Origin of the sequence: Niallia tiangongensis, from assembly GCF_044704065.1 — a bacterium.
Classification (GTDB): Bacteria; Bacillota; Bacilli; order Bacillales; family Cytobacillaceae; genus Niallia; species Niallia tiangongensis.
In genome coordinates, this window is the sequence record NZ_CP162613.1 from 2000090 (window position 1) to 2013821 (window position 13732).

At 35.7% G+C, this 13732-nt stretch carries 13 protein-coding genes; all 13 read left to right on the plus strand.

All coding sequences use genetic code 11. The features are described from left to right. Nucleotides 1-354 precede the first annotated feature (354 nt). The 13 genes from AB3U99_RS09345 to AB3U99_RS09405 all read left to right on the plus strand — a co-directional run bounded on the left by AB3U99_RS09345 (nucleotide 355) and on the right by AB3U99_RS09405 (nucleotide 13727). Complete coding sequence (locus tag AB3U99_RS09345; RefSeq protein WP_400247061.1) at nucleotides 355-1692, plus strand: ISLre2 family transposase; 1338 nt, start codon at nucleotides 355-357, stop codon at nucleotides 1690-1692. A gap of 325 nt (nucleotides 1693-2017) precedes the next feature. Beyond that, entirely contained in the window at nucleotides 2018-3121 is a 1104-nt protein-coding gene (murG, locus tag AB3U99_RS09350; RefSeq protein ID WP_400247063.1) for an undecaprenyldiphospho-muramoylpentapeptide beta-N-acetylglucosaminyltransferase, read from the plus strand. Between the two features lie 79 nt (nucleotides 3122-3200). Next, entirely contained in the window at nucleotides 3201-3980 is a 780-nt protein-coding gene (locus AB3U99_RS09355; protein ID WP_400247064.1) for a cell division protein FtsQ/DivIB, read from the plus strand. After that, nucleotides 3970-4668, plus strand: coding sequence for a DUF881 domain-containing protein (locus AB3U99_RS09360; protein ID WP_400247066.1), 699 nt, complete (start codon nucleotides 3970-3972; stop codon nucleotides 4666-4668). The genes AB3U99_RS09355 and AB3U99_RS09360 overlap by 11 nt, the downstream gene beginning before the upstream one ends. Before the next feature lie 55 nt (nucleotides 4669-4723). Further along, nucleotides 4724-5431: a DUF881 domain-containing protein gene (locus tag AB3U99_RS09365; RefSeq protein WP_400247068.1), complete on the plus strand. Its 708-nt coding sequence runs from the start codon at nucleotides 4724-4726 to the stop codon at nucleotides 5429-5431. After that, nucleotides 5431-5796, plus strand: coding sequence for a small basic family protein (locus AB3U99_RS09370; protein ID WP_400247069.1), 366 nt, complete (start codon nucleotides 5431-5433; stop codon nucleotides 5794-5796). Before AB3U99_RS09365 ends, AB3U99_RS09370 begins: the two co-directional genes overlap by 1 nt. A gap of 333 nt (nucleotides 5797-6129) precedes the next feature. After that, nucleotides 6130-7413, plus strand: a complete 1284-nt coding sequence (gene ftsA, locus AB3U99_RS09375) for a cell division protein FtsA (protein WP_400247070.1) — start codon at nucleotides 6130-6132, stop codon at nucleotides 7411-7413. A 172-nt stretch (nucleotides 7414-7585) separates the two neighbouring features. Further along, the gene (gene ftsZ / locus AB3U99_RS09380; protein WP_400247072.1) at nucleotides 7586-8752 is read left to right on the plus strand and encodes a cell division protein FtsZ; all 1167 of its coding nucleotides are present in this window, start codon (nucleotides 7586-7588) and stop codon (nucleotides 8750-8752) included. A gap of 497 nt (nucleotides 8753-9249) precedes the next feature. Beyond that, nucleotides 9250-10182, plus strand: coding sequence for a sigma-E processing peptidase SpoIIGA (gene spoIIGA, locus AB3U99_RS09385; protein WP_400247073.1), 933 nt, complete (start codon nucleotides 9250-9252; stop codon nucleotides 10180-10182). A 45-nt stretch (nucleotides 10183-10227) separates the two neighbouring features. Further along, nucleotides 10228-10947: an RNA polymerase sporulation sigma factor SigE gene (gene sigE / locus AB3U99_RS09390; protein ID WP_341192658.1), complete on the plus strand. Its 720-nt coding sequence runs from the start codon at nucleotides 10228-10230 to the stop codon at nucleotides 10945-10947. Between the two features lie 150 nt (nucleotides 10948-11097). Further along, on the plus strand, nucleotides 11098-11877 hold the full coding sequence (gene sigG / locus AB3U99_RS09395) for an RNA polymerase sporulation sigma factor SigG (protein WP_016201020.1): 780 nt from the start codon (nucleotides 11098-11100) through the stop codon (nucleotides 11875-11877). Nucleotides 11878-12223: 346 nt separating this feature from the next. Beyond that, complete coding sequence (gene pgeF / locus AB3U99_RS09400; protein ID WP_400247076.1) at nucleotides 12224-13066, plus strand: peptidoglycan editing factor PgeF; 843 nt, start codon at nucleotides 12224-12226, stop codon at nucleotides 13064-13066. Beyond that, nucleotides 13050-13727: a YggS family pyridoxal phosphate-dependent enzyme gene (locus AB3U99_RS09405; protein ID WP_400247077.1), complete on the plus strand. Its 678-nt coding sequence runs from the start codon at nucleotides 13050-13052 to the stop codon at nucleotides 13725-13727. The genes pgeF and AB3U99_RS09405 overlap by 17 nt, the downstream gene beginning before the upstream one ends. The last annotated feature ends 5 nt before the right edge of the window (nucleotides 13728-13732 follow it).

Consider the following 13732-nt stretch of genomic DNA (forward strand, 5'->3'; position numbering starts at 1 on the left):
AATTTCGAAACCTAGTGTAGGGTACCTTTTCTCTTCATTAGGTTATTTTTATGTCTATTTTAGATTAAATACGAAAAATTTACTTTTTTCGCATATATGATAAACCTTTTGCAATCATGACAAAAATGGTGCGGGAAAGGGGAATGTGTTACATTTCATTATCAATTTCGTATGAGTAAAATGTTTGTGGGGGAATAAATATCCTTTTTGTATAGTTGGGGGACGAGTCCCCCAACTATACAAAAAGGCCACCAAGCGAGAGCGCGGTAGCTGGAAAAAATTAAGCATTAAAAAAGAGAGCTTCCTTTTGTAAAGTAGAGTTTGCCTAAAACACTACGAAAAGGAGCGGCTCTCATGAATGAATGTAACATAAAATTACCATCATTAAAAGAATTGGAAAAAACTTTATTTCGAACGCTACAAAATACGTTTCAAGAAATCCTTGTTCAAACATTAGAAAATTGGGATTTAGAGATTGCCCAGCAACGAGATAAAAGAAGATTTGCTTTACGAGATAAACGAGATATACGATTAGAGACAGCCTTTGGAGCAGTGGAGCTGAAGCGTAATTATTATTTCGATCGTGTGACAAAAAAATATGTTTGTTTATTAGATCAATATTTACAATTTCAAGGGAATAAAGGATTTAGTCCTCTACTAGAAGAATGGGGGTTAGAATTAGCGACGAATGGTTCCTCCTATCGAAAGGCTGTGGAAACCTTAGAACAGTTTTTAGGCTATTCGGCGATGAGCCACGAAGCATTACGGCAACATCTTCTTCAAACAAACGTGCTTCCAGTTACGGAAAAACGTCCCTTTCAAAAGGTCTTGTTTGTCGAAGTAGATGGATTATATGTGAAGAGCCAAGAAAAGAAAAAGCGTGGATTTGAGTTGAAATTCGCCGCTGTACACGAGGGATGGAAAGGAAACGGAAAGCGAGTCAGGCTCCGAAATAAAAGGCATTTTCTCTATGAAGGAAAAGAAGCATTTTGGGAAGCGTTTGAAACGTTCTTACAGAATAATTATGCGTATGATCCTACCCAAACCTTGCTTATTATTAATGGCGATGGAGCAGGATGGATAACGGCATGTCGGGAGTATTTTCGTGAACGCGCCTTTTTCACCATGGATCGTTTTCATGTAGCTCGTTCGATGAAACAGCTAATGAAGAGCCATCCCCGATACCGCTACATGAAAATAGCGTTAAAAAACTACCAGGTAGAAAAATTACTTCTAGAGTTGAATAGTGCAGTAGGAACAATGGAAACACCAGAAGAAGAAGAAAAACTAGAGCATTTACTTGCATTTTTGACGCATCATCAGGAAGCAATAAAAGATTATCGTATTTGGTTAGAGGAGAAGGATGTGAACACCGAAGCTTATCGTCCGATGGGAAGTGCAGAAGCAATGATGAATCAATTAGCCAAACGATTAAAAAATGGAAGAGCATGGAGCAAAGAAGGGGTCATGAGCATAGCGCGATTATGGATTGGACTAAAAGATGACCTATCCATCCAAACGATATTCGGTAAATGGGAAAAAGCCACGGAAAAATCAAAGAAAGAGCATCGACCGAACAGAAAAATATCAACAAAATTAGTAACAGAAACCGTGCGTCAGAACATTCCATACTTAAATCAGGCGATTGGAAAACCCATTCACTTTGCATTACAGGCATTAAAAGGTTTTTAAAAAAGAAAAAAACGAAATGTTGATGAAAGAAAACATTTAGAAAACGGATACAAAATTAGAAGTTTTACTTTATAAAAAGGGAGCTATAAAAAACTCCCACAAAAACTTGACTCAATCATCAATTTCAAGATATTCATATAGGGTGTTTAAAATATAGTACAATAAGGTATCTATTATTTGGGGGTTGACGGCAAAGTAAAAAAATATCTTAGGAAATAACAGAAGATTATTTCTGTTTTTTATTAATTGAAGCTATAATGTAAAGGAAAAGAAAAATAACGTATTTTTCAGAAGTAGAGAAGAGAAGTATTTTGAGGTGGAAAGAATGAAGATAGTAGTAAGCGGCGGTGGAACAGGGGGACATATTTACCCTGCATTAGCATTAATTCGCGAAATAAAAAAAGAAGTGAAGGATGCTGAGTTTCTTTATGTCGGAACAGAGCAAGGGCTAGAGAATAAATTAGTCAGACGGGAAGATATTCCCTTTAAAACGATACATATCACAGGGTTTAAACGAAAACTGTCTCCTGAAAATTTGAAAACCGTTTGGAGATTTATTGCTGGTGTGCAAAAAAGTAAGGCGATATTAAAAGAGTTTAAGGCAGACATCGTAATAGGAACAGGCGGATATGTTTGTGGTCCGGTTGTTTATGCAGCTGCTAAGCTTGGGATACCAACAATCATTCATGAACAAAATAGTGTTCCAGGATTAACTAATAAATTTTTAAGCAAATATGTGGATAAAGTAGCTACTTGCTTTGAAGAAGCGGCTGCTTATTTTCCAGAAGAAAAAGTAGTGATGACAGGGAATCCAAGAGCTTCAGAAGTGTTAAATCAGGATGGCATTAAAGGAAGATTATCGGTTGGATTACAATTGAAAACACCGGCTGTTCTCATTGTTGGTGGAAGCAGAGGTGCCAGACCGATAAATAATGCTGTTATTGCAGCATTACCCCAATTAGGGAAAAAACCCTATCAAGTACTTTATGTAACCGGAGATGTGCACTATGAAGCGGTAAAAAAAGAAGTAGAGCTAGTAGGAAATCCCGACAATGTAATTATCAAGCCGTTTGTCCACAATATGCCAGAAGTATTAACAAGCATCGATCTGACTGTTGCGAGAGCAGGAGCAACAACACTTAGTGAGATAACCTCGCTTGGTATTCCGAGTATTCTTGTGCCGAGTCCATATGTGACGAACAATCATCAGGAGAAAAATGCCAATGCATTAACAAGCAATGGTGCAGCAAAAATGCTTCTAGAAAAGGATATGGACGGGCAAAAACTAGTGGAAGAAATGGATGCAATTATGCTGAATCCTACTGTGTTAAATGGAATGAAAGAGGCATCCAAAAAATTAGGTATTCCTGATGCGGCAATGAGGCTGTATAATGTCATGAAGGAAGTTATTGACAACAAGAAAAAATAGGATGTGCATATAAAAAAGGTGGACAACCTATTGAATTGTTTTGTACTATTTCCTTATTTAATAATACCGGGGTGATTTTTTGGAAAATGGGAAGGTTGTTTCTTTAGAAGATAGAATTCCAAAATTAAAAGAACAGAGACGAAAAAAGGCGAATCGTCGACTTATTTTCCTTCTCCTTCTATTCTTCCTTATCATCGTTTGCGTTATCTACTTCCAATCACCTTTAAGTCATGTGAAAAACATCGAAATTACAGGGAATCATTTATATACTTATGAAGACTTAGAGAAAATGAGTGGAATTACAAGCGAAACAAATATTTGGACAATCAAAAAAGATCAGTTAGCAGCAAAACTGAAAGATGCAGGTGGAATGAAGTCTGCAAAAATTTCCATCGCTATTCCAAATACTGTTCATATTGACGTAAAAGAATATAGGAAGATTGCGTACTTTGAAGTGGAGAATGAATTTATTCCACTTCTTGAAAATGGCGATATGCTACATGATAGAGCGATGACAAATAGTCCCTACGATGCTCCTATTATTAAAGATATAAAGAGCGAAAATGATGCTGTCATCAGGAAGGTAGGGGAAGAGTTAAGTAAACTGCCAGCAAGTGTGTATAATGCGATTTCTGAAATAAGGTATACACCTAAGAATACGGATAAGTGGCATGTTACCGTTTATATGAATGACGGAAACCAAGTATTAGCTTCTTTATCCTCTTTTTCGGATAAAATGGAGCATTATCCATCCATCATTGCACAGTTAAATACGGACAAAAAGGGAGTAATTGATTTAGAGGTAGGTTCTTATTTCAAAGCTTTCGATTCGGAAGGGGAAAAGAAGAGTGAAGATTAAAAAAAGAAGAAGGAATGTTATCTTCTCCTTGGTTTTTCTCGTACTCGGATTTATGATTTCCTTTTCGTATCAAAATACAAAAAAGGACGAAAAGCAAGAAATTAGTGAGAGCCAATTTGAAAGAGATTTGGATTTGCGGAATGAATTAATAGAGCAAGAAGAAAAAAATAACGATCTTTATAAGGAATTAAAAGGATCCCAAAAGAAACTTGTTCAATTAGAGAAGAATCTTTCGAATGAAGCGGAAACCTATTATAACATGGCAGAAGATGCCCAAAAGTATCGCATCTATTTAGGAAAGGTTGCTGTAAATGGAGAAGGGGTACAAATTACACTAGAAGATGGAGAGTATAATCCAAAGGAAGATAATGTGAATAGTTACTTGGTCCATGAGCATCATGTGTTTAAAGTGATTAATGAGCTTTATGTTTCAGGTGCACAAGCAATTAGTATCAATGGACAAAGACTATCCCATAATTCTTATATTCTTTGTAATGGACCGGTAATTGAAGTAGATGGTTATCAACACCCTGCACCATTTGTTATTACGGCAATCGGAGATAGCGATGTGTTAGAAGGCGCAATAAATATTAATGGCGGCGTAAAAGATTTGTTAGTAAATGATAATGTTAGATTTAGCCTTGAGAAAAAACGATCGATACAAATGGAGCCTTTGAAAGTAAATTAATAGTAAGTATGATGAGTAGAAAGTATGATGCGCTTTGAATAAGAAGTTTATAACGATGACTGGAATAACGCTTATTGTAGGATTTATGATTGCAGTACAATTCCAGACAATAAAAGAACCGGTTGTACGCGATACAAGAGATACATGGGAATTGAGAGAAGATTTAATAAACGAAAAAAAATTAGAATTACAGCTTATTAATGAAATTCGTTCGATAAACGCAAAAGTGGATGAGTATGAAAATGAAACCTCTGAAAGCAAAGAAGAGGTATTAAAAGATACTTTGGAAGAATTAAAGCAGGAAGCAGGTTTAACAGATGTAACAGGAAATGGAATTATTTTAAAAATTGCTCCTGTTAATTCAGAAATTCTATTAGGCGAAGATCCTGGAGTAGTGACTTCTGAATTATTGCAGCGATTGGTAAATGAATTGAATTTATATGGGGCAGAGGAAATAGCGATTAATGATAATCGCTATGTGAATACAACTGTTATCCGCGAAATAAATAATGTGTTAAAAATCGATGGAAATCCCCTTAATCAGCTGCCGATTGAAATAAAGGTGATAGCGAAGGATGCTAGTATGGCAGATAAATTGTTTAACTACATGAAGGTTTCAAAATCAGCGGATGAATTTTTTGTTTCCAACCTTTTATTAAATGTAGAACAGCCAGAGAAGGCAATCACGATTCCAGCATACGGTAAGGCTATTAATATCCATTATATGGAGCCTGTAAATACAAATGAAGGAGGCGATTCATAATGTGGCTTCCTATATTTGGATTAATTGTTGGGATTGTCTTCGGACTATTAACCGATATAAAAGTACCAGAAGAATATGCTAACTATTTATCGATTGCAGTTCTAGCTGCATTGGATACCTTATTTGGTGGAATTCGAGCTCATTTGCAAAATATATTTGATGAAAAAGTCTTTGTAACAGGCTTCTTCTTTAATATTGCACTTGCAGCAAGTTTAGCTTTTCTAGGTGTTCATCTTGGTGTAGACTTATACTTAGCGGCAATTTTTGCATTTGGTGTGAGACTATTTCAAAACATTGCTGTTATAAGAAGTATTATTTTAAAGAAATCAAATCCTAATTCTCCTGAAAAAATTGAAAAAAGTTGACAGAGAAAAAAGGGAATATATTAGTTTTGGCGAATAATTTAACTATTAATAGAAATGTTGAAGTAAATTACGATATTCCCTTGGTCGAGTGAGTAATTAGTCCTATTTGTAGCGAAAAAGACCAAAATTGTATTGACACTAAGCGAAAACTTAGTGAAAATATGGTGTTGCCTGGTATACAATTGAATAAGTTGTTAAGATGAATTCATTTTATGTATATCAAAAAAACTATGTAAATAGAAGACATTACTTCTTAATAAAAAGTTTAATTTTTTACTGTATGACATAACTTGTTGTTCACATTATTTAAAATGCAAAAGGAGGTGCCCGAGAATGAACAGCAATGAACTTTATGTAAGTCTAGACATCGGTACATCCAGCATAAAAGTGATCATTGGCGAAATGATTAACGAATCTTTAAACATTATTGGTGTAGGCATCGTCCCATCAGAAGGTTTAAAAAAAGGTTCAATTGTGGATATAGATGAAACCGTTCATTCTATTCGACAGGCAATAGAGCAAGCCGAAAGAATGGTTGGGATGGAGATAAAACAAGTAATTGTTGGCGTTTCGGGAAATCATGTAAATCTGCAAACTTCTCGTGGAGTAGTTGCAGTTTCAAGTGAAAATCGCGAAATTACGATTGAAGATGTAATTAGGGTAAAGGATGCTGCGCAAGTAGTCTCCATTCCCCCAGAAAAAGAAATTATTGATATTATTCCTAAACAATTTATTGTAGATGGATTAGACGAAATTACGGATCCTAGGGGAATGATAGGTGTACGGCTTGAAATGGAAGGCACCATTATAACTGGAAGTAAAACTATTTTACATAACACCTTAAGATGTGTGGAAAGAGCTGGCCTAGAAATTCAGGATATTTCCTTACAGCCACTTGCTGCAGGCTCCTTCGCACTTTCAAAAGATGAAAAGAACTTAGGGGTTGCATTGATTGATATAGGCGGTGGTTCAACAACTATTGCTGTCTTTGAAAATGGTTTCCTTAAAGGAACTGGTGTTATTCCAATAGGGGGAGACCATATTACAAAAGATTTATCGATTGGTCTTCGTACTACGACAGAAGATGCAGAAAAAATTAAGATAAAGTATGGATATGCCTTTTATGATCATGCTTCTGAAGAGGAGGTATTTAGTGTTCCTATTATAGGAAGCGATCAGCATCAACAATTTAATCAATTAGAGATTTCTGATATTATAGAAGCTAGATTAGAAGAAATCTTTGAACTTGTTGGTCACGAACTAGCGAGACTTGGTGTATACGATCTTCCAGGAGGATTCGTATTAACTGGTGGGGTAGCTAGTACAAAAGGAATTTTAGAATTGGCACAAGATGTTTTCCAAAGCCGTGTTAGAATTGCTATTCCTGATTATATTGGAGTTAGAGAGCCACAATATACAACTGCTGTTGGGTTAATTAAATTCTCCTATAAAAATAGTAAACTTCAAGGTGGGAATATCCATAATCCTGTCACCGTTCCTGCTGAAAATAGGGAAAAAGTTCAAAAACAAGCATCCCAAAAACAAGCATATGAGAAAAAACAAGTTGAGAAGGAACCTTCCAAGTTTAAGAAATTTATGGGTTATTTCTTCGATTAATGAAATACTTTAAAAAGATGGACATGATTTTAAAAAAGAACTTCGAGAAGGCTGAGAGTCGTTTAGGGTCAGTCTAGGTATATTTTATAATGGTATGTTACTCCATATCACCAAGACTTGAGATGCGGACAGTTCGATACTGCTGAATATCGACGAATTAGGAGGATTTGTCATGTTGGAATTTGATACAAATATAGATTCACTAGCTGTAATAAAGGTTATAGGAGTAGGTGGCGGTGGTAATAACGCTGTTAACCGAATGATTGAACATGGTGTTCAAGGGGTAGAATTTATTGCTGTGAATACAGATGCACAAGCATTAAATTTATCGAAAGCAGAAATTAAAATGCAAATTGGCGGCAAGCTGACGAGAGGACTTGGTGCAGGTGCCAATCCTGAAGTAGGGAAGAAGGCTGCTGAGGAAAGTAAAGAACAAATTGAAGAGGCGTTAAAAGGAGCAGATATGGTCTTTGTAACGGCTGGTATGGGTGGCGGAACTGGTACAGGTGCTGCACCGGTTATCGCTCAAATCGCTCATGACTTAGGTGCTTTAACAGTCGGCGTTGTAACAAGACCATTCACTTTTGAAGGAAGAAAAAGATCTACACATGCTGCAAGTGGTATTACGTCATTAAAAGACTCAGTAGATACGTTAATCGTTATTCCAAATGATCGCTTACTTGAAATTGTAGATAAATCAACTCCAATGCTTGAAGCGTTTAGAGAAGCAGATAATGTATTGCGTCAAGGTGTACAAGGTATCTCAGACTTAATCGCAACACCAGGTCTAATTAACTTAGACTTCGCTGATGTGAAAACAATCATGGTGAACAAAGGTTCAGCACTTATGGGTATAGGGGTTGCCTCAGGAGAAAATCGTGCAGCTGAAGCAGCAAAAAAAGCTATTTCCTCTCCACTTCTTGAAACTTCTATTGACGGAGCACAAGGGGTACTAATGAATATCACTGGCGGATCGAATTTAAGCTTGTATGAAGTACAAGAAGCAGCAGATATTGTTGCATCAGCTTCTGATCAAGATGTAAATATGATTTTTGGTTCTGTTATCAATGATAATTTAAAGGATGAAATAGTTGTTACTGTTATTGCTACAGGCTTTAACCAAGATTTATCTCAACCACAGCCAGGCAGACCTGGATTTGGAGGATTAAAGCCAAATACCAATAATGCAAGTCAAAACAGCAATCCAGCTAATACTAGAGAAGTAAAAAGAGAAGAACCACATGTTCAAAAAGAACAACCAAGAAGCACAAACGTACAACAAACAGAGGATACTTTAGATATCCCAACCTTCTTAAGAAATAGAAACCGCAGAAGATAATTACTTCTGTAGCAAAAACCTCTCTGTTATTTTTACAATAATGGAGAGGTTTTTTATTTTGCGGTTAAAATATTTTCGTTAAGTCGGGCTATAAATAATATGTAAAACCCCTTTTTATGGGTATTCATTTTTTACTCCTTCATCCCTACTTCCAATTTAATATTCCTTAGAATTAGTAAAAAAACTGACAATATTTCGCTAGAACTACAAAATATTCAGTTAGGAGATATAGTGACAAAAACCGTTAGAAATAGAGAAAATTTCTGATTTTTTGATTACAGAAAGTGACAGAATTTCAAGAACAAGTACGTTATACTTTTTCGTAACAGATTAATAGAGAGAAGATATACTTCTTTTGTGGCTTTGGCGAAGATCCCTTTTTCAATTGCAGAGAATTGCGAGGACTATCTTAGTGATTCCTAGTCATTAATGAAGATGAATAAGGAAAAGATCTAGCATTTACAAAGCCTCGATGAAGGAGAGGAGGAGTTACATGTTTGGCCATTTATCTAGATGTAATATGGCTATTAAATTTTCTATTTGACAGTTTATTACTATATTTAACTGGGATTCTTTTGAAGAAAAAAATCATTCATTGGAGAATTTTGCTTGGAGGATTTATTGGTTCCCTAATTATTTTGTTATCCATCACTTCACTTAGTCCCTATACAAGTCATCCTGTATCTAAACTACTATTTTCTATCGTGATGGTAGCAACTGCTTTTGGATTTAAGCGATTTCGCACCTATTTTCAAGCTTTGATGATTTTTTACTTAGCGACCTTTTTAATTGGAGGAACATTGATAGGTGCACATTATTTTATACAGTTTGATTTTCAACTGTCATCTTCCGTACTTCTTGCAAGTGTAAAAGGATTTGGTGATCCAATTAGTTGGCTGTTTGTCCTTCTAGGCTTTCCCGTTGCTTGGTACTTTTCACGCAGAAATGTGGAAGGGATTGAAGTAACAAAGATTCAATATGAGCAAATAATTGATGTTACTTTTCAAATTGGTGGAAAAGAATTTTCTGTAAAGGGATTGGTGGATAGTGGAAATCAAGTATATGACCCAATCTCTCGTCTTCCAGTTATGTTTGTTTCTTTGAAGAATATCGTAAGTGATATGCCCGCAGAGTTAATTCGTTTATCAGAGCAGCCCGAACAGGTTATCTATGGAAGGGAGCCAATAGCTCCAGAATGGGAAAATAAGATGCGCATTATTCCATATAAGGTAGTCGGCAAGGATCACCAGCTAATTATTGCAGTGAAACCGGATCTCTTGCTGTTGAAAAAAGACCAGGAAGTAACTATGGTCGAAAAAGGATTGATTTCGTTTACAAACCAAGTTCTCTCATCTGAGGATGCATTTGATTGTATTGTTCATCCGAAAATGCTTTTAGGAAAAAAATCAGTCGAAGAAAAGGTTAGTTAATATACTATACTCACGAAAAACATCGTTTAGAAGGAGGAAATGCACATGAAGAAATGGAAGCTTCGCTTATCTTATTATTGGTACAAATTTTTAATTAAAATTGGATTGAAAACAGACGAAGTATTTTATATTGGTGGAAGTGAAGCACTGCCTCCTCCGTTAACGAAAGAAGAAGAAGAAATACTTTTGGAAAAACTTCCAAAAGGAGATCAAGCAGCTCGCTCGATGCTTATTGAGAGAAATTTACGTCTTGTAGTTTATATTGCTAGAAAATTCGAAAATACGGGTATCAATATTGAAGACCTAATTAGTATTGGCACCATTGGATTAATAAAGGCGGTTAATACGTTTAATCCAGAGAAAAAAATTAAACTTGCCACATATGCCTCCAGATGCATTGAAAACGAAATATTAATGTATTTACGGAGAAATAATAAAATTCGCTCAGAAGTTTCATTTGATGAACCGTTGAATATTGATTGGGATGGAAATGAACTACTTCTATCAGATGTGATGGGGACAGAAGATGATATTATTACGAAAGATTTAGATGCAAGTGTGGATAAAAAGCTATTGGTAAAAGCATTACATCAACTTTCTAAAAGGGAAAAACAAATCATGGAATTACGATTTGGCTTAGGAACAGGAGAAGAAAAGACCCAAAAAGATGTAGCAGACATGCTTGGGATTTCTCAATCGTATATTTCCAGACTAGAAAAAAGAATTATCAAGAGACTTCAAAAAGAATTTAATAAAATGGTTTAAAAATTTTTCGTTTAGAAATCCTTGTCCCACATAATTTCAGCCGAAATTAGCGTAAATTGGAAATTTAACAAAAATTCTTCTCATGCATATTTTTCCTTCTCGGGGAGATACTGTTTTTTGTACAGCAGCTCCTGTGAGGAGGGAAATAGATTGACTCGAAATAAAGTAGAAATTTGCGGTGTTGATACATCAAAGCTTCCAGTGTTAAAAAACGAAGAAATGAGATTGCTCTTCAAGCAAATGCATGAGGGAGATATATCCGCAAGAGAAAGTCTCGTTAATGGAAATCTCCGCCTCGTATTAAGTGTGATTCAACGATTTAATAATCGAGGAGAATTCGTGGATGACTTATTTCAAGTGGGTTGTATTGGTCTAATGAAATCTATCGATAATTTTGATTTAAGTCAAAACGTAAAGTTTTCCACCTATGCTGTCCCGATGATTATTGGTGAAATTCGCCGGTATCTCCGCGATAATAATCCAATTAGGGTTTCCAGATCTCTGAGAGACATTGCTTATAAGGCATTACAGGTCAGAGAACGGTTGATGAATAAAACATCAAAAGAACCGACAGCTGAGGAAATTGCCAAAGAGTTAGATATTCCCCATGAGGATATTGTTTTTGCATTAGATGCTATTCAAGATCCAGTGTCTCTTTTTGAACCAATATATAATGACGGTGGAGATCCGATTTATGTAATGGACCAATTAAGTGATGAAAAAAATAAGGACATACAATGGGTTGAAGAATTGGCTTTAAAAGAAGGAATGCGCCGATTAAATGATCGCGAAAAATTGATTTTACGAAAGAGGTTTTTCCAAGGAAAAACACAAATGGAAGTTGCCGATGAAATCGGCATCTCACAAGCACAAGTCTCAAGATTGGAAAAGGCTGCTATTAAACAAATGAATAAAAATATTCAAAGCTAAAATAGGAATAACGGGTTAGACTTCTTAAAGTATTTGTACTTTAATGATTGTCTAGCCTTTTCTATTGGAATGAAAGATAATCTTAATTTTATCAGAATACCTAAATTTACGGTGCATATGGAATATTTCTTTAGGAGTTAGGTGGACTAAAGTGACCGAACGGCTTTTGGAGTTTGAAAACGTAATTGCGGCGCACCGTCAAAGTTCTACCAAGCTCTCAAATAAGAAAAAAGTAAATTACACAAATTTAAATAAAAAGCACCCTTATTTCCAAAGAAAATCATGTTTTTCTGTGACCAATTATAGGTCCATATGGTAAACTAAAACAAAAAGATGGGGTTAGATAATGGAACCTTTTACTTTACGAAATAAACAGTTTTTCAATCTTGATTTATGGGAGCAGCAGTTCCCGAATTTAATAGCTGGTTTCACAACAAAAAATGATGGGAAAAGTAAAGGCGATTATGCTAGTTTAAATATGGCATTTCATGTGAATGATCAGAAGGAAACGGTAATAGCAAACCGCAATGAGGTAGCGCGAAATTTAATGTTTCCTTTGGAGCAATGGGTTGGTGCAGAGCAAACGCATAAAGTCAATATTGTAGAAGCAACAATTGCTCATATAGGCATGGGTGCTAAAGATTATGAAAGTGCGTTAAAGGATACAGATGGTTTTTTTACTTTAGAAAAAAATATATTATTAACTCTATGTTTTGCAGATTGTGTTCCGTTATACTTTATTCATCCCACCACAAAGGCAATTGGGATTGCTCACGCAGGCTGGCAAGGGACGGTCAAAGGCATTGCTAGGGAAATGATCAACGTATTTGCCTCACACCATATACCTGCCGAAGAGGTACTTGCTGTTATTGGTCCTTCCATAACGGATCGTCATTATATAGTGGATGACCGAGTCATTAATGAAATGGATAAGGTGATACATTCTCAAGCAAAGCCATATACGACTGTTTCTCCAGGACAATACAGCCTGAATTTACAGGAAGCAAATAAGCAGATTTTGTTAGAAGCAGGAATGTTGGAAAGCAACATTCATATAACTAATTATTGTACCTATGGAGATGACGCTTATTTTTTCTCTCATAGAAGGGATAAGGGAAAGACTGGGAGAATGATGAGTTATATTGGATGGAGAGAGGAAGAAGGAAACGAAAATGTTAGTGAAAGATAATCTTAGTGTAATAAAGCAGGAAATTGCGAGTGCAAGTGAAAAAGCAAATCGGAATCCAGAAGAGGTAACAATTATTGCTGTGACAAAGTATGTTACAATAGAGCGAGCACAAGAAGCGTTGGATGCTGGAATTGTTCATCTAGGCGAAAATCGCGAAGAAGGCTTACTGGCAAAGTATGAAGTTCTTCAGGACAAGCCAGTTTGGCATTTTATTGGATCATTGCAGACAAGAAAAGTAAAAGGTATTATAGATTATGTAGACTATATTCACTCTTTGGATCGACTATCTTTGGCAAAAGAAATACATAAAAGAGCGAATCGTACCATAAAGTGTTTTGTACAGGTTAATGTTTCGAAAGAAGAATCGAAGCATGGAATCGAACCGGAAGAAGTAATTGCTTTTGTTAATCAATTATCCGAATATCCAAATGTTCAAGTAGTTGGATTAATGACAATGGCACCATTTACGGAAGATAAAGTGTTTCTTCGTCAATGCTTTCAAAAATTAAAAAGCATGCAAGAAGATGTAAAAGGATTACAATTAGCATATGCTCCATGCACAGAGCTTTCTATGGGTATGTCGAATGATTATTCAATTGCAATCGAAGAGGGAGCAACGATGATAAGAATTGGAACTGCTTTAGTAGGAAGCGAGAAATAGGAGGC

Coding starts and splice junctions, on each gene's coding strand:
- AB3U99_RS09345 (WP_400247061.1), top strand. CDS start 355: ATGAATGAATGTAACATAAAATTACCATCATTAAAAGAATTGGAAAAA.
- murG (WP_400247063.1), top strand. CDS start 2,018: ATGAAGATAGTAGTAAGCGGCGGTGGAACAGGGGGACATATTTACCCT.
- sigE (WP_341192658.1), top strand. CDS start 10,228: ATGAAGAAATGGAAGCTTCGCTTATCTTATTATTGGTACAAATTTTTA.
- pgeF (WP_400247076.1), top strand. CDS start 12,224: ATGGAACCTTTTACTTTACGAAATAAACAGTTTTTCAATCTTGATTTA.
- AB3U99_RS09365 (WP_400247068.1), top strand. CDS start 4,724: ATGACTGGAATAACGCTTATTGTAGGATTTATGATTGCAGTACAATTC.
- ftsZ (WP_400247072.1), top strand. CDS start 7,586: ATGTTGGAATTTGATACAAATATAGATTCACTAGCTGTAATAAAGGTT.
- ftsA (WP_400247070.1), top strand. CDS start 6,130: ATGAACAGCAATGAACTTTATGTAAGTCTAGACATCGGTACATCCAGC.
- AB3U99_RS09405 (WP_400247077.1), top strand. CDS start 13,050: ATGTTAGTGAAAGATAATCTTAGTGTAATAAAGCAGGAAATTGCGAGT.
- AB3U99_RS09370 (WP_400247069.1), top strand. CDS start 5,431: ATGTGGCTTCCTATATTTGGATTAATTGTTGGGATTGTCTTCGGACTA.